The organism is Mesorhizobium sp. C264A, assembly GCF_040324515.1.
Taxonomy (GTDB): Bacteria; Pseudomonadota; Alphaproteobacteria; order Rhizobiales; family Rhizobiaceae; genus Mesorhizobium.
Map to the genome: position 1 here is coordinate 843,087 of NZ_JAMYVY010000002.1, position 20,981 is coordinate 864,067.

General features: G+C 63.8%; 17 protein-coding genes. 8 read left to right on the forward strand and 9 right to left on the reverse strand.

Annotated features, from left to right (window positions below):
* Positions 1–3: 3 nt before the first annotated feature.
* The 3 genes from NKL04_RS23050 to puuE are packed head-to-tail and all read right to left on the reverse strand — an operon-like array spanning position 4 to position 2,809.
* Positions 4–504 (reverse strand): ureidoglycolate lyase, encoded by a 501-nt coding sequence (locus NKL04_RS23050; RefSeq protein WP_023700406.1) that lies wholly within the window; start codon positions 502–504, stop codon positions 4–6.
* On the reverse strand, positions 501–1,358 hold the full coding sequence (locus tag NKL04_RS23055) for a bifunctional allantoicase/(S)-ureidoglycine aminohydrolase (RefSeq protein WP_460221814.1): 858 nt from the start codon (positions 1,356–1,358) through the stop codon (positions 501–503). Before NKL04_RS23055 ends, NKL04_RS23050 begins: the two co-directional genes overlap by 4 nt.
* Before the next feature lie 32 nt (positions 1,359–1,390).
* Positions 1,391–2,809: an allantoinase PuuE gene (gene puuE / locus NKL04_RS23060; protein ID WP_023700408.1), complete on the reverse strand. Its 1,419-nt coding sequence runs from the start codon at positions 2,807–2,809 to the stop codon at positions 1,391–1,393.
* 184 nt (positions 2,810–2,993) lie between these two features.
* Here puuE and uraH point away from each other — a divergent pair, with 184 nt between their 5' ends.
* From uraH to xdhC, 4 genes are all read left to right on the forward strand, one after another.
* Positions 2,994–3,368, forward strand: a complete 375-nt coding sequence (gene uraH, locus NKL04_RS23065) for a hydroxyisourate hydrolase (protein ID WP_023694734.1) — start codon at positions 2,994–2,996, stop codon at positions 3,366–3,368.
* Positions 3,369–3,371: 3 nt separating this feature from the next.
* Positions 3,372–4,853: a xanthine dehydrogenase small subunit gene (gene xdhA / locus NKL04_RS23070; RefSeq protein ID WP_023694733.1), complete on the forward strand. Its 1,482-nt coding sequence runs from the start codon at positions 3,372–3,374 to the stop codon at positions 4,851–4,853.
* Entirely contained in the window at positions 4,853–7,219 is a 2,367-nt protein-coding gene (xdhB, locus tag NKL04_RS23075; RefSeq protein WP_023700409.1) for a xanthine dehydrogenase molybdopterin binding subunit, read from the forward strand. The genes xdhA and xdhB overlap by 1 nt, the downstream gene beginning before the upstream one ends.
* A 74-nt stretch (positions 7,220–7,293) precedes the next feature.
* Positions 7,294–8,313: a xanthine dehydrogenase accessory protein XdhC gene (gene xdhC / locus NKL04_RS23080; RefSeq protein ID WP_352724437.1), complete on the forward strand. Its 1,020-nt coding sequence runs from the start codon at positions 7,294–7,296 to the stop codon at positions 8,311–8,313.
* A 12-nt stretch (positions 8,314–8,325) separates the two neighbouring features.
* Here the strand turns inward: xdhC and NKL04_RS23085 are convergent, their stop codons facing one another.
* The 3 genes from NKL04_RS23085 to NKL04_RS23095 form a co-directional block, all read right to left on the reverse strand.
* Positions 8,326–9,576 (reverse strand): LLM class flavin-dependent oxidoreductase, encoded by a 1,251-nt coding sequence (locus NKL04_RS23085; protein WP_023700410.1) that lies wholly within the window; start codon positions 9,574–9,576, stop codon positions 8,326–8,328.
* Positions 9,573–10,514 (reverse strand): LLM class flavin-dependent oxidoreductase, encoded by a 942-nt coding sequence (locus NKL04_RS23090; protein WP_023671374.1) that lies wholly within the window; start codon positions 10,512–10,514, stop codon positions 9,573–9,575. The genes NKL04_RS23085 and NKL04_RS23090 overlap by 4 nt, the downstream gene beginning before the upstream one ends.
* Positions 10,515–10,621: 107 nt before the next feature.
* Entirely contained in the window at positions 10,622–11,542 is a 921-nt protein-coding gene (locus tag NKL04_RS23095; RefSeq protein ID WP_023671373.1) for a LysR family transcriptional regulator, read from the reverse strand.
* A 135-nt stretch (positions 11,543–11,677) separates the two neighbouring features.
* Here NKL04_RS23095 and NKL04_RS23100 point away from each other — a divergent pair, with 135 nt between their 5' ends.
* The 4 genes from NKL04_RS23100 to NKL04_RS23115 all read left to right on the forward strand — a co-directional run bounded on the left by NKL04_RS23100 (position 11,678) and on the right by NKL04_RS23115 (position 16,482).
* Positions 11,678–12,895 (forward strand): urate hydroxylase PuuD, encoded by a 1,218-nt coding sequence (locus NKL04_RS23100; protein WP_023671372.1) that lies wholly within the window; start codon positions 11,678–11,680, stop codon positions 12,893–12,895.
* Positions 12,896–12,897: 2 nt separating this feature from the next.
* Positions 12,898–14,214, forward strand: coding sequence for a guanine deaminase (gene guaD / locus NKL04_RS23105; protein WP_023671371.1), 1,317 nt, complete (start codon positions 12,898–12,900; stop codon positions 14,212–14,214).
* A 312-nt stretch (positions 14,215–14,526) separates the two neighbouring features.
* Positions 14,527–15,033, forward strand: a complete 507-nt coding sequence (locus tag NKL04_RS23110) for a heme-degrading domain-containing protein (protein WP_023671370.1) — start codon at positions 14,527–14,529, stop codon at positions 15,031–15,033.
* Positions 15,034–15,201: 168 nt separating this feature from the next.
* The gene (locus tag NKL04_RS23115; protein WP_023671369.1) at positions 15,202–16,482 is read left to right on the forward strand and encodes a glycerate kinase type-2 family protein; all 1,281 of its coding nucleotides are present in this window, start codon (positions 15,202–15,204) and stop codon (positions 16,480–16,482) included.
* 266 nt (positions 16,483–16,748) lie between these two features.
* Here NKL04_RS23115 and NKL04_RS23120 read toward each other — a convergent pair whose 3' ends face one another.
* From NKL04_RS23120 to NKL04_RS23130, 3 genes are all read right to left on the reverse strand, one after another.
* Complete coding sequence (locus NKL04_RS23120; protein WP_023700412.1) at positions 16,749–18,215, reverse strand: UdgX family uracil-DNA binding protein; 1,467 nt, start codon at positions 18,213–18,215, stop codon at positions 16,749–16,751.
* 2 nt (positions 18,216–18,217) lie between these two features.
* On the reverse strand, positions 18,218–19,453 hold the full coding sequence (locus NKL04_RS23125; RefSeq protein WP_023700413.1) for a putative DNA modification/repair radical SAM protein: 1,236 nt from the start codon (positions 19,451–19,453) through the stop codon (positions 18,218–18,220).
* A 119-nt stretch (positions 19,454–19,572) separates the two neighbouring features.
* A complete protein-coding gene (locus NKL04_RS23130; protein ID WP_023695949.1) occupies positions 19,573–20,958 on the reverse strand; it encodes a glutamine synthetase family protein in 1,386 nt (461 codons plus the stop codon).
* Positions 20,959–20,981: the final 23 nt, after the last annotated feature.

Genomic DNA, 20,981 nt, shown 5'->3' on the forward strand with positions numbered 1-20,981 from the left:
TTCTCAGGTCTCGTTGGGGAGATGGATTTCGTAGGTGTGCGAGAAATGGAACTCTTCGAGGTTGGAGCCGTCACCGCCGCGGTCGACGATGACGAAATCCTGCGCTTCGCCGAGCGGCGTCAGCACGCCGTGCCAGAGATTGCGCGGATAGTTGACGCCTTGCCCGGGTGCGGTGATGAAGGCGTGCGGCTCGCCCGGACCGTCCTTGCCGTCATGGCAGACGACGACCAGGAAAGGGCGCGGTGACAGCGGGATGAACGCCTGGCTGCCTAAGGGATGGCGCTCGACCATGGTCAGCTTCAGCGGCAGGTCGTAAGGCGTGCCGCGCGCCATCGAGATCAGCACGCAGGCATTCGGTCCCGCGGCTTCAGCGGTGGCGAGATTGTGGTAGCGCTCGGTCTTGCCGCCATTGATCGGGTAGTGATTGCCGCCGCCCATGTCGATGACATCGCCGAAGCCGGCAAAGCTTTCGCGGGTCAGCGGCCGCGCTGTGATGCGGGTCACCGCGCGCGACCGCCAATGCCCGCCCCGCCGAGCTTGGCGTGCCGGTTGACGTCCTTGTAAAGGAGATAGCGGAATTTGCCTGGGCCGCCCGCGTAGCAGGCCTGCGGGCAGAAGGCGCGCAGCCACATGAAGTCGCCGGCCTCGACCTCGACCCAGTCCTGGTTGAGGCGGTAGACCGCCTTGCCTTCCAAGACATAGAGCCCGTGCTCCATGACATGCGTCTCGGCAAACGGGATGACGGCGCCGGGCTCGAGCGTGACGATGGTGACATGCATGTCGTGGCGCATGTCGGCCGGATCGACGAAACGGGTCGTCGCCCAGCGGCCCTCGGTGCCGGGCATCGGCGTCGGCGCCACTTGCTGGTCACTGCTGAACAGGGCTTCCGGCGCGTCGATGCCGTCGACGGCCTCATAGGCCTTCCTGATCCAGTGGAAGCGTACGGCGTCGCGACCTTCGTTGCGCACCGTCCAGCCGCTGGCCGGCGGCAGGAAGGCAAAACCGCCGGCTTGAAGCACGTGCTTCTTGCCGGCCAGCGAAACGGTCAACTCGCCCTCGACCACGAACAGCACGCCCTCGGCGCCGGCGTCCGGCTCGGGCCGGTCGCTGCCGCCGCCAGGCAGGATCTCGACGATGTACTGCGAAAATGTCTCGGCGAAACCCGAAAGCGGCCTGGCGATGATCCAGGCCCTGGTCTCGTCCCAGAACGGCAGTGGGCTGGTGACGATGTCCTGCATCACTCCCTTCGGTATGACGGCATAGGCCTCGGTGAAGACGGCGCGGCCGGTCAAAAGCTCAGTTTGGCCGGGATGGCCGCCATGCGGTGCATAATAGGTTTTCTGGTCAGTCTTGATCATATCCATTGGGTCCTGACCCCTCAGTCATTTCATTAGAGCGGGAGCATGTCTTTCAGGCGGAGCAGCGCGATGCGCTCGACCTGTTTGCAGGAGGTATCGAGTTCTACGCCACGGCTGTTGCCGATGCGCGCCTCGAACTCGGCGAGGATCTCCTCCTTGGTCTTGCCCCGCACCGCGATGATGAAGGGAAAGCCGAAGGTGGTGACGTAAGCGGCGTTGAGCTTGGAAAACAGCTCGCGCTCCTTGTCGGTCAGCGCGTCGAGGCCGGCGGAGGCCTGCTCGCGTGTGGATTCCGCAGTGAGGCGTCTCGCTTCGGCCAGTTTGCCAGCGAGATCGGGATGGGCGTTGAGGACGCCGATCCGCTCGGTTTCGCTGGCGGCGCGGAAGACGCGGCAGAGCGCATTGTGCAGGCCGCCGGCGCTGTCATGCGCCGGCCCAAGCTCCAGCTCATAGGCACGTTCGGCGATCCAGGGCGAATGTTCGAACACGCCGCCGAAAGTGTCGACGAAGGTTTCGAACTCCATCTTCGACGGCTTGAGCGCCGCCGGCTGGTAGGGGTGGTTCTTCTGCCAGTGCCTGGCGATATCGATCCGCCGCGCCAGCCAGACCTTGTCGTGCGATTTCACATAGTCGACGAAGCGCTTCAGCGCCGCCACCCGACCAGGACGTCCGACGAGGCGGCAATGCAGGCCGATGTTCATCATCCGCGGCCGGCCCGCTTTGCCCTCGGCAAAGAGCGTGTCGAAACTGTCCTTCAAATAGGCGAAGAACTGGTCGCCGGAATTGAATCCCTGCGGCGTGGCGAAACGCATGTCGTTGGCATCGAGCGTGTAGGGGATGACGAGTTGCGCGCCGCCGCTGTGCTCGAACCAGTAGGGCAGTTCGTCGTCATAAGTGTCCGACACATAGTCGAAGCCGCCCTCTTCGGCCACCAACCGCACCGTATTGACCGAGGTGCGGCCGGTGTACCAGCCGGTCGGCCGTTGGCCCGTCACCTCGTAGTGCAGCTTGATCGCCGCTTCGAGGTCGCGGCGCTCGTCCTCGGCGCTGTGGTCGCGGTAGTCGATCCATTTCAGGCCGTGCGAGGCCATTTCCCAGCCGGCCTCCTGCATCGCCGCCACCTGGTCGGGCGACCGGGCTAATGCTGAGGCGACCCCATAGCAGGTCACCGGCACTTGCGCCTCGCTGAACAGGCGCAGCAGCCGCCAGAAGCCTGCCCGCGCGCCATATTCGTAGATCGATTCCATGTTCCAGTGGCGCAGGCCGACCCAGGGCGCGGCGCCGACGATTTCCGACAGGAAGGCTTCCGAGGCCTTGTCGCCGTGCAGCACGCAGTTCTCGCCGCCTTCCTCGTAGTTGACGACGAATTGGACGGCCACATGCGCACCGCCCGGCCATTTCGGATCCGGCGGATTGGCTCCGTAGCCGCGCATGTCTCTAGAGTAACGCATTGCCCCTCCCCGCCGGACGCTGCCGGAAGTTGTGATCAGGATAGTCGAAAGGGTTGCTCGCGCATTCCCCCGAAATTTTTGAAAGTGTTTTTGTGCCACTCCGCTCGACCGGGACTTATGCATCGCCTTTAATTGGCGCACAATTCACTGCTTTGTTCGGCTGTATCGGAAATGGGAGGCGCCAGTGGCAGAAACGTCGAAAGCCGATGGCGGACGTCTGACGACGCATGTGCTCGACACCGCGACCGGCAAGCCGGCGGCGGGCCTGTCGATCGCGCTTTATCATCTTGAGAGCGACGCGCGGATACATTTGAAGACCGTCGTCACAAATGCCGACGGCCGCTGCGATGCGCCGCTGCTGGCAGGAGCGGAATTCCGCCTCGGCGAATACGAACTGGTGTTCGCCGCCGGTGACTATCTACGCGGCCAGGGCACCAAACTGCCGGAACCGGCCTTCCTCGACAGTGTGCCGATCCGCTTCGGCATGGCGGAATCCGTGCATTATCATGTGCCGTTGCTTATCTCTCCTTATGGCTACTCGACCTACAGGGGGAGCTGACGCATGGCCAAGATCACAATACGCAACGAGATCCGCTTCATCCTCAATGGCAGGGATGTCGCGCTGTCGTCGGTGGCGCCCGACGCGACCTTGCTCGACTGGCTGCGGCTCGACCGCTCGCTGCGCGGCACCAAGGAAGGCTGCGCCGAGGGCGATTGCGGCGCCTGCACGGTCCTGGTCGGAAAATTGTCCGCCGGCAAGCTGGTTTATGAAAGCGTCAACGCCTGCATCCGTTTCCTCGGTTCGCTCGACGGCACCCATGTCGTCACCGTCGAGCATCTGCGCGGCGCGCCTGGCCAATTGCATCCGGTGCAGCAGGCGATGGTCGATTTCCACGCTTCGCAATGCGGCTTCTGCACGCCGGGCTTCGTCATGTCGCTCTACGGCTTGTGGATGAAGTCGCCGGACCCGTCGAATGCGGCGATCGAGAAGGCCTTGCAAGGCAATCTTTGCCGCTGCACCGGCTATGAGGCAATCATGCGCGCCGCGCGTGCCATCTCCAGCTACGGCAAGGCGGCGAAGGATCCGCTGGCGGCCGAGCGCAAGGCGATCACCGCCAGGCTCGAGGCTATGCATGACGGTGCCCGCGTCGAAATCGGCGCCGGCAAGCTGAGGTTGGTCGTCCCGGCCAACGCCGATGATTTCGCCGCTGTACTGGATAAGGAACCCGACGCCACTGTTGTCGCCGGCTCGACCGACGTCGGCCTGTGGGTCACCAAGCACATGCGCGACATCTCACCGGTAGTCTTCATCGGCAATCTCGAGGGGCTGTGCGCGATCTCCGAAGACAATGACGTCATCACCATCGGAGCCGGCGTTACCTACACCGACGCCTTCGCGACACTGGCCAAGCGCATCCCCGCGCTCGGGCCATTGTTCGACCGCATCGGCGGCGAACAGGTACGAAACATGGGCACCATCGGCGGCAACATCGCCAATGGCTCGCCGATCGGCGACACGCCGCCGCCCCTGATCGCGCTTGGTGCGCAACTGACGCTGCGCCGCGGCAAGAAGCGGCGCACCATCGCGCTCGAGGATTTCTTCATCGCCTATGGCAAGCAGGACCGGCAGCCAGGCGAATTCGTCGAGGCCGTGCACGTTCCCGTGCCGGCCAAGGGCACGAAGTTTGCCGTCTACAAGATCACCAAGCGCCGCGACGAGGACATCACCGCAGCCCTTGGCGCCTTTTTCCTCGACCTGGCCAAGGATGGCACGGTGGCCGATGTCTGCATCGCCTATGGCGGCATGGCGGCGACCCCAAAGCGGGCTTTCGGTGTCGAAAAGGCGCTGCTCGGCAAGCCGTGGACGGAGACGACGGTGGAAGCGGCCATGGCTGAATATGCCGGCGATTTCACCCCGCTGACCGATATGCGGGCATCGGCCGAATACCGGGCGCTGGCGGCCAGGAACCTGCTGCTGCGCTTTTTTGCCGAAACCAGCGGCAGCAAGGCGCCGTTCCAGGTGTCACGCAACGAGGCGGCCTGATGAACAAGCACGCCTCTCCAGATCTCAAGGCGCAGAAGATTTCCGGTGGCGTCGCCGCCGACCAGCGCCACGATTCCGCGCACAAGCATGTCAGCGGCAGCGCGGTCTATATCGACGATATGCCGGAACCGGCGGGCATGCTGCATGGCTGCCTCGGCCTGTCCACGGCGACGCATGCGACGATCAGCAAAATGGATCTGTCGGCGGTGCGCGCGGCGCCGGGCGTCGTCGATGTGCTGACGGCCAAGGACGTTCCGGGCGAAAATGACATTTCGCCGACCGGCCGCCACGACGAGCCGGTGCTGGCCGACGACAAGGTGCAGTTTTATGGTCAGCCGATCTTCTGCGTCATTGCCAAGACGCGCGAACAGGCGCGCCGCGCCACCCGGCTGGCCAAGGTCGAATACAGTCCATTGCCTTTCGTCACCGACATTGGCGACCTCGACCCCCGCAAGGACAAGCTGGTCACGCCGCCGCTCACGCTGAAGCGTGGCGATGCCGCTGCCGCGATCAAGGCGGCACCGCGCCGGCTGAAGGGCAAGATGCGCATCGGCGGCCAGGAGCATTTCTATCTGGAAGGCCATATCGCCGTGGCCATTCCCGGCGAGGACCAGGACGTCACCATCTATTCCTCGACCCAGCATCCGAGCGAAGTGCAGCATATGGTCAGCCATGCGCTGGGCGTGCCGAGCAATGCCATCACGGTGGAAATCCGCCGTATGGGCGGTGGCTTCGGCGGGAAGGAGACGCAAGGCAACCAGTTTGCGGCATTGGCGGCGATCGCCGCCAAGAAACACCATCGCGCGGTCAAGATCCGGCCCGACCGTGACGACGACATGATTGCCACCGGCAAGCGCCATGACTTCCTCGTCGACTACGAAGTAGGTTTCGACGACGCCGGCAACATTCTTGGCGTCGACTTCATGTTCGCGGCGCGTTGCGGCTTTTCATCGGACCTGTCCGGCCCGGTCACCGACCGCGCGCTGTTCCATTGCGACAACACCTATTTCTGGCCGGCGGTGCATGCGCAATCGGCGCCGCTTTACACCAACACCGTGTCGAACACGGCGTTTCGCGGCTTCGGCGGCCCGCAAGGCATGGTCGGCGCCGAACGCGTCATCGACGAGGTTGCCTTTGCCGTCGGCAAGGACCCGCTCGAAATCCGCAAGCAGAATTTTTATGGCACCAGTGGTGATAAAGACGGGGGCCGCAACGTCACCCCGTATCACCAGACGGTCGAGGACAACATCATCCACCGCATCGTCGCCGAGCTGGAGGCGAGCGCCGACTATGCGGGGCGCCGCCGCATCATCCAGGCCTTCAACGCCAACAGCCGCTTCATCAAGCGCGGCCTGGCGCTGACGCCGGTCAAATTCGGCATCTCTTTCACGGCCACCCACTACAACCAGGCCGGCGCGCTGGTGCATGTCTACACCGACGGTTCGGTGCATCTGAATCACGGCGGCACCGAGATGGGGCAAGGCCTCTACGTCAAGGTGGCGCAGGTGGTGGCGGAAGAGTTCCAGATCGACCTCGACCAGGTCAAGATCACCGCGACGACCACCGGCAAGGTGCCCAACACTTCGGCCACCGCGGCGTCGTCCGGCACCGACCTCAACGGCATGGCGGCGCAGAACGGCGCCCGCCAGATCAAGGAACGGCTGACCGACTTCGCCGCCGAAAAATACCAGGTGCCGCGCGAGCAGGTGCTTTTCCTGCCCAACCGGGTGCGCATCGGCAACCAGGAGATCGCCTTCACCGACCTTGTCAAGCAGGCCTATATGGCCCGCATCCAACTGTCGGCGGCGGGTTTTTACAAGACGCCGAAAATCCACTGGAACCGTGACAAGGGCGAGGGCCGTCCGTTCTATTATTTCGCCTATGGCGCCTCGTGCTCGGAAGTCTCGGTCGACACGCTGACCGGCGAATATGTCGTCGAGCGCACCGACATATTGCATGAAACCGGCCGCTCGCTGAACCGCGCCATCGATCTCGGCCAGATCGAGGGCGGCTTCATCCAGGGCATGGGCTGGCTGACGACGGAGGAGCTGTGGTGGGACGACAAGGGCCGGCTGCGCACGCATGCGCCGTCGACCTATAAGATCCCGCTCGCGTCCGACCGGCCGAAGATATTCAACGTCACGCTGGCCGACTGGCCGGAGGCCAACGAGCCGACGGTGCACCGTTCCAAGGCGGTCGGCGAACCGCCCTTCCCGCTCGGCATGTCTGTGCTGCATGCGCTGTCGGACGCGGTGGCAAGTGTGGCCGATCATAAGGTCTGTCCGCGTCTCGACGCTCCTGCAACACCAGAACGGGTGCTGATGGCGATCGAACGGTTGAAGGGTGAAGCCGAGAATAGCGCCTGACTCTGACCTGGATTCTGGCAAAACGTGCAATTCAGACTGAAAAACTCTATATTTCCCGTACGGGAATGCGAAATATGAACTCGAAAGTGCAAAGCCTCAGAGCTTTTCTCGCCAGCGCCGGCCGGCTTGCTCTGGTCGAAGTGGCCGGCACCAAAGGCTCGACTCCGCGCGAGAAGGGCGCCTTCATGCTCGTATCGCAGGCGGCGATTTTTGGCACGATCGGCGGCGGTCAGCTCGAGTACATGGCGATCGACAAGGCGAGGCAGATGGTGGGGTCTTCACCCTCCCCCTTGTGGGGAGGGTCGGCCGGCGAAGCCGGCCGGGGTGGGGGTGCGGACGATCGTGCCAAGCCACCCCGTTTCGCGGACGCCGCCACGCGGCGTCCGCTCACCGACCCTCCCCACAAGGGGGAGGGTAAAGAAGCCCGCATCGGCTTCGACGAAGTCTGCGCCACGCTTGACGTGCCGCTAGGTCCCGAGATCGGCCAGTGCTGCGGCGGGCGCGTCGAAGTCTTGATCCGTATCGTCGATGCCGCGCTTACTGCCGAGCTGATTGCGGCCGCAGAAGCCGAGGAAGCCCACCTGCCGCATGTCTATATGTTCGGCGGCGGCCATGTCGGCCAGGCGCTGGCCGCGACGGTAGCACTTCTTCCCGTGCATGGCGTCGTCATTGAGACGCGGGCCGAAGCGCTGGAAGACATGCCGGAGACGGTCGAGAGGCGGCTGACGCCGATGCCCGAGGCCGAGGTGCGAAACGCTCCCGCCGGCACCGCCTTCGCCATCCTCACCCACGACCATGCGCTGGATTTCCTCATCGTCGCCGAGGCGCTGAAGCGCGACGACGCGGCCTATGTCGGCATGATCGGCTCGAAAACCAAGAGAGCGACGTTCAGGAACTGGTTCCTGAAATCGGCGGATGGCACGGAGGCTGAGTTGGCCCGCCTCGTCTCCCCGATCGGCGGCGACGCCGTCAGGGACAAGCGCCCGCCGGTGATCGCGGCGCTCGCGGCAGCCGAGATCATGACGGCACTGGTCGTTCACAACACCGCGCCGAATGCCGACCATGAAGTCCAGCACAAGATGATGGCCGGCTAAGCTTCGGCGCGGCTAAGCAGGCCGCTTCAGGCCAAGATGATCTCGCAAGGTGCTGCCTTCGTATTCCCGACGGAACAGTCCGCGCCGCTGCAGTTCCGGCACCACGAGTTCGCAAAAGGCATCGAGCTCGCCGGGGAAGTATGACGGCATGACGTTGAAGCCGTCCGCGCCGCCGCCCTCGAACCGCGCCTGCAATTCGTCAGCGATCTGCACCGGCGTGCCGACGATACGCCAATGGCCACGTGCGCCGGCGAAATGGCGCGCAAGCTGGCGGATCGACAGGCCGTCGCGGCGCGATTGTTCGATGACCAGCGCCTGGCGGCTTTTCATGCCCTCGGTCTCCGGCAGTTCGGGCAGCGGTCCGTCGATCGGATAGCTCCCGAGATCGGAGATGCTGAGATAGCTGGACAGCAGCGCCACGCCGACATCGTCCGGGATCAGCGCCTGCAATTCCTCCTGTTTCTCCCGCGCTTCGGCCTCGGTGTCTGCCACCACCGGGGAGACGCCGGGCATGATCTTGATGTCGTCGGGTTCTCGCCCATAGGCCGCCATACGGCCCCTGAGGTCGTCGTAAAAGGCCTTGCCTTCCTCGAGGGTCTGCGCCGCCGTGAACACGACGTCGGCCGTGCGTGCGGCAAGGTCGCGGCCGACATCCGAGGCGCCGGCCTGCACCATCACCGGCGCGCCCTGCGGCGAGCGCGGCAGGTCGAGCGGGTCGCGCACCGAAAAGCTCTGGCCGTTGTGGCCGTGAAAGCCACTGCCTTGCCAAAGTCCTGATACCACCTCGGCGAATTCGCGCGCCCGCTCGTAGCGGTCGGCATGCGGTTTCAGGCCCGTCGCGCCGAAATTGGCGGCTTCGATGGGGCTGGCCGACGTCACCAGGTTCCAGCCAGTCCGGCCACCACTCAGATGATCGAGCGACAGAAAGGTGCGCGCCAGGCCGTAGGGCTCGTTGTAGCTGGTCGACGCCGTCGAAACGAGGCCGATGCGGCTGGTCTGCACGGCGAGCGCGGACAGCAGGCTGATCGGCTCGAAGCCGATCGAGCGTGAGGTCTGGCTGGCGATGCCGACATTGGCTTCGCGCAGACCGGCGGCGTCCTCGCAGAACACCATGTCGAACTTCGCCGCTTCCGCCGTGCGCGCCAGCTGGATGTAATGATCGATGTCGATGCCTGCCGTGACATGCGCCTTGGGGTGACGCCAGGCGGCGATGTGGTGGCCCGTCGCCCACAGGAAGGCGCCAAGCTTCATCTGGCGGGTCATTGCGCTCCTCCGGCAAGTCTGAGATGAGAGCGCAAGGTGGTGCCGGGATAATCCGGGCGGACGAGGCCGCGGCGCTGCAATTCCGGCAGCACGCGGCCGATGAAACCGTCAATCGCCGCAGGCGGTATTGCGATGTTGAACCCGTCGCAGCTTTGCGAGCTGAACCATGTTTCGAGCGCGTTGGCAGCGACATCTGCGCCAACGTTCAGCAGCAGCTTGACCGCACCCGGATCGCGTCCGCAGGCCACAACGCGGCGCTTGAGATCGTCATGGCGCGCCTTGGGGTCCTTTGTGGGTCTGTCCAGCAGGACGACATCGGCAGTGCGGGCGGCCATATCCAGGTCGGCCTCGGACAGGCCGGACAGCACCAGCACCGGCGTATCCTGCGGCGAGCGCGCGACGTTCAGCGGCCCGCGCACGGAGAAAAATTCGCCCTTGTGGTCGAGCAGGTGCATTTTTTCGGGATCGTGGAAGCGGCCGCCGATCTTGTCGAACAGCAGCGCGTCGGCATCCCAGCCCTGCCACAGGCGCTGAACGATGCCGATGTATTCCTGCGTGCGGCGGCGGAACACATCGTCGGAAAATCCATCCGGCCGGCTGAAATTGGCGGCTTCCCGTGGCGCCTGCGCCATGGTCGCGTGCCAGCCGGCGCGGCCATGGCTGATGATGTCGAGCGAAGCAAAACGGCGCGCCAGATTGTACGGCTGGTGAGCCACCGTCGAGGCTGCAGCGACAAGGCCGATCCGACTTGTCACCGTCGCCAGCGCCGCCAGCAAGGTCGTCGCTTCGAAAGAACTCGACCCGGCGCTGTTCGGCGCGGAATCATCGAGGACAATCATGTCCAGCCCCGCCGCTTCCGCTTGCTTGGCAAAGCCGGCCAGGTCGCTAAACCCGAGCGGCTGCCCGGAAGTAATGTTGAGCGAAACGGCAAGATGCATTGTGGCTTGCTGGTCAGTCGGCATGGGACCATCGATCATAGGCCGGCGTATGCGAACCTAAGGTCACCTGCTTGTAAGACAACCCTGGCGACTGGGCCAACAGCCCCTCACTTGCCGGCCAGCAAATCCTTGATCAGCCGCTGGCAACGCTCGGCCATGAAGTCGAGCAACAGCCGCACCTTTGGATCCTGCAGCTTCTTGTGCGGATAGACGGCGGCGAACTGCACCGGCGTTGGCGGCGTGCTGGCCAGGATGACCTGCAGCCGCCGGTCGCGGATGAAGGGTTCGACCTCGAAGCGCGGCTTGTTGATGATGCCGCGGCCCGACAGCGCCCAGCCGGTCAGCACATCGCCATCGTCGGTGTCGTAGGGGCCGTGCACCTCGAATTTCTGCGGGCCGGACGGCGTCTGCAGCGTCCAGACATATTCGCGCGCCCCGGAATAGCGCAGCATCAGGCAGTCGTGCTTCTTGCCGATCAGCTCCTGTGGCTCCACCGGCTCGCCGCGCGCTTCGAGATATTTCGGTGCCGCCACCAGCACGCGTTCACATTCCATGATGCCGCGCATCCGCAGGCTGGAATCCTCGATGATGCCGAGCTTGAAGGCGACGTCGATGCCTTCCTTCATGATGTCGATATTGTGGTCGGAGAGCCTCAGCCGCACCTCGATATCGGGGTATTTGTCGTGGAAATCCGGAATGCCCGACGCCACCAGCCGCCGTCCGAGGCCGAGCGGTGCGGTCACCTTGATGGTGCCGCGCGGTTGGCCGGAAAGCGCCGAAACCGCGGCTTCCGCCTCGGTGATAGCCTCCAGCACCTGCTTGGCGCCGGAGTAGAACACCGTGCCATGCTCCGTCGGCATCAATTGCCGTGTCGTGCGGTTGAACAGCCGCACGCCGAGGTGTTTTTCCAGCTCCTTGATGCGGTTGGAGGCGACCGCCGGCGAAATGCGCATGTCGCGGCCTGCCGCCGAGAGATTACCAAGCTCGACGACGCGGACGAAGACGGCGATGTTGTCGAGATAGGCCATTCGTGGCTCTTTATGTGGCGGCGTACGTGGTCAGCCTAGTATTTTCCATTTTTTTTTGAAAGTCATCGTACACCTCGCCTCTTTTCGTTTGCGCCCCACACCGTAAAGTCAGCCGATCGGCAGGGACGATTTCACATGATGGATTTCGCGATTTTCTGGGACTGGCTGAGTTTCGCCGTGCGCTGGCTGCACGTCGTCACCGGCATCGCCTGGATCGGCTCGTCCTTCTATTTCGTCGCGCTCGACCTTGGCCTGCGCCAGCGCCCCGGCATGCCGGTCGGCGCATTCGGCGAGGAATGGCAGGTGCATGGCGGCGGCTTCTACCACGTCCAGAAATATCTGGTGGCGCCGGCCGAAATGCCGGAACACCTGACCTGGTTCAAGTGGGAATCCTACGCCACCTGGCTGTCCGGCTTCGCCATGCTGTGCGTGGTCTACTATGCCGGCGCCGACCTGTTCCTGATCGACCCCAATGTTCTGTCCATGTCGGTTCCCGTGGGCATCCTGCTGTCGATGGCGACGATCGGCGTCGGCTGGGTTGTCTACGATCTGCTCTGCCGGTCGCCGCTCGGCAAAAGTGACACCGGACTGATGCTGGTGCTCTATGGCGTTCTGGTGTTCATCGCCTGGGGTCTGACGCATCTGTTCACCGGCCGCGCCGCTTTCCTGCATCTCGGCGCCATCACCGCCACTATCATGTCGGCCAATGTCTTCATGGTGATTATTCCAAACCAGAAGATCGTCGTCGCCGACCTGATTGCCGGCCGAAAGCCCGACCCGAAATACGGCAAGATCGCCAAGCAGCGCTCGCTGCACAACAACTACCTGACGCTGCCCGTGCTGTTCCTGATGCTGTCGAACCACTATCCGCTGGCGTTTGCGACGGAGTTCAACTGGGTCATCGCCTCGCTGGTGTTCATCATCGGCGTCTTGATCCGGCACTATTTCAACACCGTGCATAAGCGTGCCGGCAACCCCCACTGGACCTGGATGGCGGCTGCGGTGCTATTCGTCATCATCATGTGGCTGTCGACAGCGCCGAAAATACTGACCGGCGAGCCCAAGGCATCCGCCGCGGCCGAAGTCTATATCGCCTCGTCGCATTTCCCGGCGGTGCGCGACACCGTGCTTGGCCGCTGCTCGATGTGCCATACGGCCGAGCCGGTCTATGAAGGCATCTACCATGCGCCGAAGGGCGTGATGCTCGACACCGACGCCGGCATTGCCGAGCATGCGCGTGAAATCTATTTGCAGGCCGGGCGCAGCCACGCCATGCCGCCCGCCAACGTCACCCAGATCAGCGACAAGGAACGGGCGCTGCTGGTCGCCTGGTTCGAAGGCGCAGGGAAATAGGGATGACCTCCACACTTCTGCGCGGCCGCACGCTAAGCTTCTTGCGCTGGCCCGAAGCCATCGACGACCATGCCGCCTGGCGCTATGAGGAGGATGGCGGCCTGCTGATCCGCGACGGCCGGATCGTTGCCGCAGGCAGCTACACGGAAGTCGAAAAGCAAGCGGGCGACGGTGCGAAAAGGATCGATCATCGGCCGCATCTGCTGCTGCCCGGCTTCATCGATGCGCATGCGCATTTCCCGCAGATGCAGGTCATTGCCTCCTACGGCGCCGAACTGCTCGACTGGCTGAACACCTACACCTTTCCCGAAGAGACCAAATTCGCCAACGCCCAGCATGGCCGCCGCATCGCCCGGCTGTTCCTGGACGAGATGGTGCGCCACGGCACGACGACGGTCGCCGCCTACTGCTCGGTGCACAAGGCGTCTGCCGAAGCGTTCTTTGCCGAATCGCATGCGCGCGGCATGCTCAACATTGCCGGCAAGGTGATGATGGATCGAAACGCGCCGGTAGGCGTGCTCGACACGCCGCAATCCGGCTATGACGATACGAAGGCACTGATTGCGGAATGGCACGGCAAGGGCCGCCAGCTTTATGCGATCACGCCGCGTTTCGCCATCACCTCTTCGCCCGAACAGTTGGAGATGTCGGGCGCGCTCTGCCGCGAGCATCCCGATCTGCATATGCAGACGCATCTGTCGGAAAACCACGCCGAAATCGCCTTCACGCAAAAACTCTATCCGCAGGCGCGCGACTACACCGATGTCTACGAGCAGTATGGCCTGCTGGGGCCAAAGAGCCTGTTCGGCCACTGCATCCATCTCTTGGAACGCGAGGCCGATGCGCTGTCGGACAGCGGCTCGGTGGCGGTGTTCTGCCCGACCTCGAACCTGTTCCTCGGCTCCGGCCTGTTCGATTACCAGCGCTTTCGGCGCCGCGACAAGCCGCTGCGCATCGCCGCGGCCAGCGATGTCGGCGGCGGCACCAACTATTCGATGCTGCGCACCATGGACGAGGGCTACAAGGTGATCGCGCTGACTGGCGAAAAGCTGAACCCGTTCCAGTCCTTCTGGCAATTAACACGTGGCAATGCCGAGGCGCTGTCTATGGCGGACAAGGTCGGCACGCTGGATGAAGGCACCGATGCCGACATCACCGTGCTCGACGCCCGCGCCACGCCGGCGATGCGGCTGAGGATGGCGACTGTGGAGACGCTGGCGGAGGAGCTGTTCCTGCTGCAGACGCTGGGCGACGACCGTGCCGTGCGCGAGGTCTATGTCGCGGGGCGGCCGGCCAAGAGTGATATGATCGCGGGTTAGGACTCATCATCCGCGCGGGACAAGATGATGATTGCGCCTGGTTGCCAAGAGGTTCCCCCACTCCGTCGCCGCTTCGCGGCGCCACCTATCCCCCTCCGGAGGGAGAGGAAGGGAGCCTTTGCTTCGGAGGACGGGCGCCGGTTCGGACAGCTTTGCGCCCTTCCTCTACCCCGTCGATCGGGGAGAGGTGTCGAGAGAAGCTCGACGGAGTGGGGGGGGCGATCCTGGCGGGGCAAGACCACCACCGCGACGAGACCTTGACCGGGCGGAGCTTGTCGTACACACGATTTGTGACGATTTCGGAGAACAAAAATGGCCGCCGCAGACGACATCGCTCTGATCCAGAAACAGGAAGAGACGCTGGTCTTCCCGGCCTTCGACGAGGCCGTCGCGTTCAAGGTCGGCGCGGCGATCCGCGAGCGGGCGCTGGCCGAAAAGCTGCCCATCATCATCGATATCAGGCTGTGGGATCGGCCGCTGTTTTATGCCGCGATGCCCGGTTCAAACGCCTCCAACCCCGACTGGGCACGACGCAAGATCAATGTGGTCAAGCGCTACCTCAGGAGCACCTATCGTCTGGTGCTGGAACAGCAGCGACCGGACCGCACCTTCAAGGTCGGCGAGGGGCTGGATATTGCTGATTACGTACTGGCCGGCGGCGGGTTTCCGGTGACTGTAAAGGGTGCCGGCGTCATCGGCGTCATCGCCGTCTCCGGCCTGCCGGAACGCCAGGATCATGGCGTCGTCGTCGATGCACTGTGCGATCATCTCGGCGTCGATCGGACACAATTGGCGCTGCCGCCGGAAGGTAAATCGTGACGTTGGCGCTGCCCCTCATCCGCCTGCCGGCACCTTCTCCCCGTATAGTGACGGGGAGAAAGGACAAGCTCGAGCGCTGGCGATCCCCTCTCCCCGTCTTTCACGGGGTGAGGGTGAGGGGCAGCGCCAACGTTTGCTCATTTTGAAAACCGCCAGTTACGGCCAAGGATAACCGTGCTCGATCCCAAATCCTTTCTCATCTCGATCTTCAATGCCGCTGTTGCCGCTGCCGATCCTGAACGGACCATCAGGGATCATCTGCCGGCCAGGCCCAAGGGCCGCACCATCGTCATCGGCGCCGGCAAGGGCTCGGCGCAGATGGCGGCGGCATTCGAGAAGGTGTGGGATGGCCCGATCGAAGGGCTGGTCGTCACCCGCTACGGCTATGGCGCCAGATGCGAGCGCATCGAAATCATCGAGGCGGCACATCCGGTGCCGGACGCTGCCGGTCTTGAGGCGTCGCGGCGCCTGCTCGAAAAGGTGCAAGGGCTGACTGCGGACGACCTGGTAGTGGCGCTGATATCGGGCGGAGGATCGGCGCTGCTGCCGTCGCCTGCCGCCGGCCTGACGCTCGCCGACGAAATCGCCGTCAACGAGGCGCTGCTTGCCTCCGGCGCGCCGATCGCGGCGATGAACACAATCCGCAAGCATCTCTCGACCATCAAGGGCGGCCGGCTGGCAGCTGCCGCCTGGCCGGCCAAACTGGTATCACTGGTTGTCTCTGACATTCCCGGCGACAACCCGGCGCTGGTGGCCTCCGGCCCGACCGTGCCCGACTCCGGCAACCGCGCCGATGCGCTGGCCTCGATAGCGGCCTACGGCATGAAACTGCCCGACGCCGTCATGGCGCACATCAACTCGCCAGAGGCCGATGCGCCAGATCTGGATGACCAGCGCTTTTCACGCAATGAAGTGCACCTGATCGCCTCGGCTGGCGTGTCGCTGGAAGCGGCAGCCGCTGAGGCAAAACGGCAGGGCATCGAAGCCGTCATCCTCTCCGATTCCATCGAGGGCGAGGCGCGCGAGGTCGGTGGCGTGCATGCAGCCATTGCGCGCGAAGTGGCGACGCGCAACCGGCCGTTCAAAAAGCCGGTGCTGATCCTGTCCGGCGGCGAGACGACCGTGACCTTGCGGGCCCCTGTTGACGGAAAAAGGGGCAAGGGCGGCCGCAACTCCGAATTCCTGCTCGCCTTTGCCATCGGCATCAGCGGCGCGGAAGGTATTCATGCACTGGCCGCCGATACCGACGGCATCGATGGCTCGGAAGACAATGCCGGCGCCTTTGCCGATGGCTCGACTGTCTCGCGCATGCGTGCCGCCGGCATCGACGCCAAGGCGATGCTGGCCGGCAACAATGCCTGGACGGCGTTCAACGCGATCGGCGATCTGTTCGTGCCGGGGCCGACGGGTACGAATGTGAACGATCTGAGGGCAATCCTAATCAGTTAATCTGGCCGTGGCGGCCGAAGTTTTCCAACGTTGGATTCACGACCGTGAAGCCACCCAGCTTCGTCATCCCTGGGCGAAGCAGGAGCGAAGCTCCGTCGCGAAGACCCCTGGGATCCATTCCGTGATGTTAGCCGTCGAGCGCAACGGCATAATTCTGCACCGTAGCAGCGTGCAAACGTCGCGGCATGGATCCTCGGGTCTGCGCTGCGTCGCTTCACTCCTTGCTCCGCCCGCGGATGACGATGTCGCTGAGGCTTTCGCTCATCTCACGACCCCATCAGCCGCTTCACCTCTTTCATATCCTTTAGGAACCGCTCGCGCTCAGCCTCCTTGTCCGTCGGCTCGTGAATGCGCAGGATAAAGGAGGGGTGGATGGTGATGAACACGCGCAAGCCATCCTCGCGTTCGATCAACTGGCCGCGCATTTTCGTCACGGCAATGGCCTTGCCCAGCAGCGACAACGCCGCCGTTGCCCCAAGCGCCACGGCGAGGTCCGGCTTGATCAGCTCAAGCTCCCGGCCGATCCACCAGCGGCAGGCCTGGACTTCGCCGGCATTTGGCTTCGAATGGATGCGGCGCTTGCCGCGCGGCTCGAACTTGAAATGCTTGACGGCGTTGGTGACGTAGACTTTTTGCCGGTCGACGCCTGCGTCATCGAGAATTGCATCGAACACTTTGCCCGCTGGCCCGACAAAAGGTTTGCCGGCGAGATCTTCCTGATCGCCCGGTTGTTCGCCGACGAAGACCACTTTGGCATCATCCGGCCCCTCGCCGAACACGGTCTGTGTCGCGTCGCGCCACAACGGGCAGCGGCGGCAGCCTTTCGCGGCTTCGCGTAGCTCGGAAATGGTGTTGGCGTCATCGTCCGGCGCCTCGGCCGGCTCGCGCTTCGGCCAATGTTTCGCCTGCAGCTTGGCGTGGTGCGGCGCCGGCGTTGTCGGCAGTCTGGCAATCATATCCCTGGCGGCCTCGTCCGCTCCTGCGATCAGATCTGGAATGAGCGAGGCCTCGGGAAGGTTCCGCCAATATTTCTTCGGCATCTCCTTCTGCATCGCCTTCACCTTGAGCCGCGCCGGGTTGAAGATGTTTTCGAAATAGGTCAGCCACAACGCCTCGGTGTCGTCCTGATCGGGTGCATCGCCCTTGGCCGCACCCGGCCCGATCGCCAGCCTTTCGCCGTTCCAGTCGGCGGAGGCATAGGGCGTCAGGATGGTCCAGCGCATGCCGGTGAACCGCCGGACGAAGAAATCCGCGTTGCGCTCGACAATGAAATGCTCCGGCTCGAACCAGGCGACGTAGCGCTCGTTCTCGCCGTCGCCGATCTTCCGGAAGCGTACGAAGGCATGCATCTTATGGCTGTCGCGCCGCACCGCCTTTTCCATGGCTTCGAGCCGCCTGGTGTCGGGATCGGATGCGATCGCCAGCAGTTTCGGCTCGGTGCGCAGGCGCCAAAGCATCCAGTAGAGAAAGGCAAACCGGCCGGGGTCGGAGTGGCAGAAGGCCGTTTCGGCATGGGCGATGAACTCGCGCGGGACGGTAAGCTGCGCGCCCTCTGGCACCGCCGGCAAGGCATCTTGAGTATCATTGGCGTCGGACCCGACACCCCAACTAATATCCTCAGGTCGGACCTCATTCAGCGCCAGACGCCGTGCCGCATCGCGCCAACCGGCGAAATCGGTCTGGCTCGCTAGCCGGACAGTGTATCGGGCAAGGTCGAGCTGGGCCGGCTGCATGGTCAAAACAGAGACAGTTGTTCGCAGGACTTTACGATCGTGTCGCGCAAGCCGGTCTTGTCCGTTAGTCCACCCGGCGACCAGCCTTCGGCGATGATGAAGGGCCTCAGCTTGGCGATCGAATGGCAGATCCGTCCGACATCTTCCAGCCGCATGTGTCGGTGGCGGCGGGTTTCAAGGATCTTCGCCACCACCTTGGTGCCCAGACCCGGAACCCGCAGCAGCGCTTCCCGATCGGCGCGGTTGATGTCGACGGGAAACCTCGCCCGATTGCGCAAAGCCCAGGCGAGCTTGGGGTCAATGGCGAGATCGAGCATGCCGTCGCTGCTGCCGGCGAGGATTTCCGGCTGCGAAAAGCCGTAGAAGCGCATCAGCCAGTCGGCCTGATAGAGCCGGTGCTCGCGCATCAGCGGCGGTTTCTGCAGCGGCAGCGACGATGACGAATCCGGGATCGGGCTGAAGGCGGAGTAATAGACGCGCCGCAGATGGTAGCTGCCATAGAGCCGCGCACTGGTGTGCAAGATGCCGTCGTCGGATGTCTTGTCGGCGCCGACGATCATCTGCGTCGACTGACCTCCGGGCGCAAAGCGTTCGCGCTTCTTGGTCCTCAGCGTCGGCTCGGCTTTTTCCTCCATCTTCCGGCGCAGGTTCGCCATGGAAAGGCGGATCGTTTCCGGCTTCTTCTCCGGCGCCAGTTTCTTGACGCCCTCATCGGTCGGCAGTTCGACGTTGATAGACAGCCGGTCGGCGTAGAGCCCGGCCTGCTCGACCAGTTCGGCCGAGCTTTCCGGAATGGTCTTCAGATGAATATAGCCGGAGAATTTTTCGTCCAGCCGCAGCCGCCGCGCCACCTCCACCATCTCGGCCATGGTCTCGTCGGGCGAACGGATGACGCCGGAGGACAGGAAGAGGCCCTCGATGTAGTTGCGCCGGTAGAAATCCATGGTCAGCTTCACCACCTCGTCGATGCTAAAGCGGGCGCGGCGCACATTCGATGACGAGCGGTTGATGCAGTAGCTGCAATCGTAAATGCAGAAATTGGTGAGCAGGATTTTCAGGAGCGAAATGCAGCGGCCATCCGGCGCGTAGGAATGGCAGATGCCCATGCCTTCTGTGGAGCCGATACCGCCGGATTGGAGCGAATCCTTCTTCGCCCAGCCGGACGAGGCGCAGGAAGCATCGTATTTGGCGGCGTCAGACAGGATTGCCAGCTTTTCACGGACGGTAGGTGCGCTCATCCGTTCATGATATGTTCTTGAAGGCTGCAGCGCCACCTCATTTGATGCAGGCGGCGAAAAAGTAATCGCCGCCTGATCGTCGGGCTAGCAGGACGACTGCCCGAGTTCCAGGCGGTCTCTCAGACCTCATGGAGGTAGAGGTGGTAATCCAGCTCGCTGACGGTGCGGGCGACGCGCAGATACTCCGACTGCTTGATCGCCACGAAGGTGCGATGCAGATCCTCGCCAAGCGCCTCTTTCAGGAAGCTCGATGCCCGCGCCGCCTCGATCGCGGCGCGCCAGTCGACCGGCATGGTCGTGCGCGTGATGGCGGCTTCATAGCCATTCCCAGTGGTTTCGGGGCCGGGGTCGAGGCCTTCATCCAGACCCTTGATGATGCCGGCCAGCACCGTTGCCGCGATCAGGTAGGGATTGGCGTCGACACCCGACGGCCGGTGCTCGATGCGCCGGTTCTTGGCGTCGCCCGCCGGGATGCGCAGCGCCACCGAACGGTTGTTGACGCCCCAGGTCGGCGCCACCGGCGCATAGGACTGCGAGACGAAGCGCCGCCAGGAATTGGCGTGCGGCGCAAACACCAGCATCGATTCGGCCATGGTCTGGATCAGCCCGCCGAGCCCCTGCAGCAGCGGCAGCGACCAGCTTTCGCCGCCAGCCTCGGCAAAAACGTTGCGGCCGTTCTTGTCCTGCAACGAAACATGGAAATGCATGCCGGAGCCGGCGTATTTTTCGATCGGCTTGGCCATGAAGCAGGCGGTGACACCATGGCGGCGCGCCTGCGCCCGCACCAGCCGCTTCAACATGACGAGGTCGTCGGCCGCCCGCATGACATCCTTGCGATAGTTCAGCGTCAGCTCGTACTGGCCGGGCGCGTATTCGGAAATCACCGTTTCGGCCGGAATGCCTTGCGCCTTGGCCGCGGCATAGATGTCGGAAAACAGCGGCTCCATGCCGTGCAGATGGTCGACGGAATAGACTTCCGTCTTGGCCGAGCGGCGGCCGTCGAGCACGGCGTCCGCCGGCTTTACCTTGCCGTCGGCGTCACGCTCATTGGCAAGCAGGAAAAATTCGAGTTCGAAGGCGCCGGCGGGATAGAGGCCCTTGGCCGCCAAGATGTCGACCTGCCTGGCCAGCGCCAGCCGTGGGTCCGACGACATAGGCTGTCCCTCGAGATGGTACATCGCCATCAGCAACTGGCCGCGCGGCGGGTTCGTGCCGTAAAGCGGCACCAGGGTGCCGGGGATCGGCCAGGCCCTGAGGTCGCCATCGCCGGTCGTCCAGATCAGCCCGGTTTCGTGAACATCCTCGCCGGTGATGTCGAGGCCGAGGATCGAGATCGGCATGTGGCGGCCGCCCTCGAAGATGCTTTTCAGCTCATGCCGGCGCACGATCTTGCCGCGGCCGACCCCGTTGGCGTCGGTCAAGACGATATCGAAGGCTTCGATTTCGGGATGGGCGTCGAGAAAGGCTTGCGCCTCGGCGGGCGTCGAGCCCGAAGGTGAAGTCATGATTAGTGTACTCGAGTTTGGCT

Bases quoted from the DNA above. Each gene is read 5' to 3' on its own strand.
- NKL04_RS23130 (WP_023695949.1), bottom strand. From the start codon at position 20,958: ATGACTTCACCTTCGGGCTCGACGCCCGCCGAGGCGCAAGCCTTTCTC.
- NKL04_RS23090 (WP_023671374.1), bottom strand. From the start codon at position 10,514: ATGCATCTTGCCGTTTCGCTCAACATTACTTCCGGGCAGCCGCTCGGG.
- NKL04_RS23095 (WP_023671373.1), bottom strand. From the start codon at position 11,542: ATGGCCTATCTCGACAACATCGCCGTCTTCGTCCGCGTCGTCGAGCTT.
- NKL04_RS23125 (WP_023700413.1), bottom strand. From the start codon at position 19,453: ATGAGCGCACCTACCGTCCGTGAAAAGCTGGCAATCCTGTCTGACGCC.
- puuE (WP_023700408.1), bottom strand. From the start codon at position 2,809: ATGCGTTACTCTAGAGACATGCGCGGCTACGGAGCCAATCCGCCGGAT.
- NKL04_RS23120 (WP_023700412.1), bottom strand. From the start codon at position 18,215: ATGCAGCCGGCCCAGCTCGACCTTGCCCGATACACTGTCCGGCTAGCG.
- NKL04_RS23055 (WP_460221814.1), bottom strand. From the start codon at position 1,358: ATGATCAAGACTGACCAGAAAACCTATTATGCACCGCATGGCGGCCAT.
- NKL04_RS23085 (WP_023700410.1), bottom strand. From the start codon at position 9,576: ATGACCCGCCAGATGAAGCTTGGCGCCTTCCTGTGGGCGACGGGCCAC.
- xdhA (WP_023694733.1), top strand. From the start codon at position 3,372: ATGGCCAAGATCACAATACGCAACGAGATCCGCTTCATCCTCAATGGC.
- guaD (WP_023671371.1), top strand. From the start codon at position 12,898: ATGACCTCCACACTTCTGCGCGGCCGCACGCTAAGCTTCTTGCGCTGG.
- NKL04_RS23110 (WP_023671370.1), top strand. From the start codon at position 14,527: ATGGCCGCCGCAGACGACATCGCTCTGATCCAGAAACAGGAAGAGACG.
- NKL04_RS23100 (WP_023671372.1), top strand. From the start codon at position 11,678: ATGATGGATTTCGCGATTTTCTGGGACTGGCTGAGTTTCGCCGTGCGC.
- xdhC (WP_352724437.1), top strand. From the start codon at position 7,294: ATGAACTCGAAAGTGCAAAGCCTCAGAGCTTTTCTCGCCAGCGCCGGC.
- xdhB (WP_023700409.1), top strand. From the start codon at position 4,853: ATGAACAAGCACGCCTCTCCAGATCTCAAGGCGCAGAAGATTTCCGGT.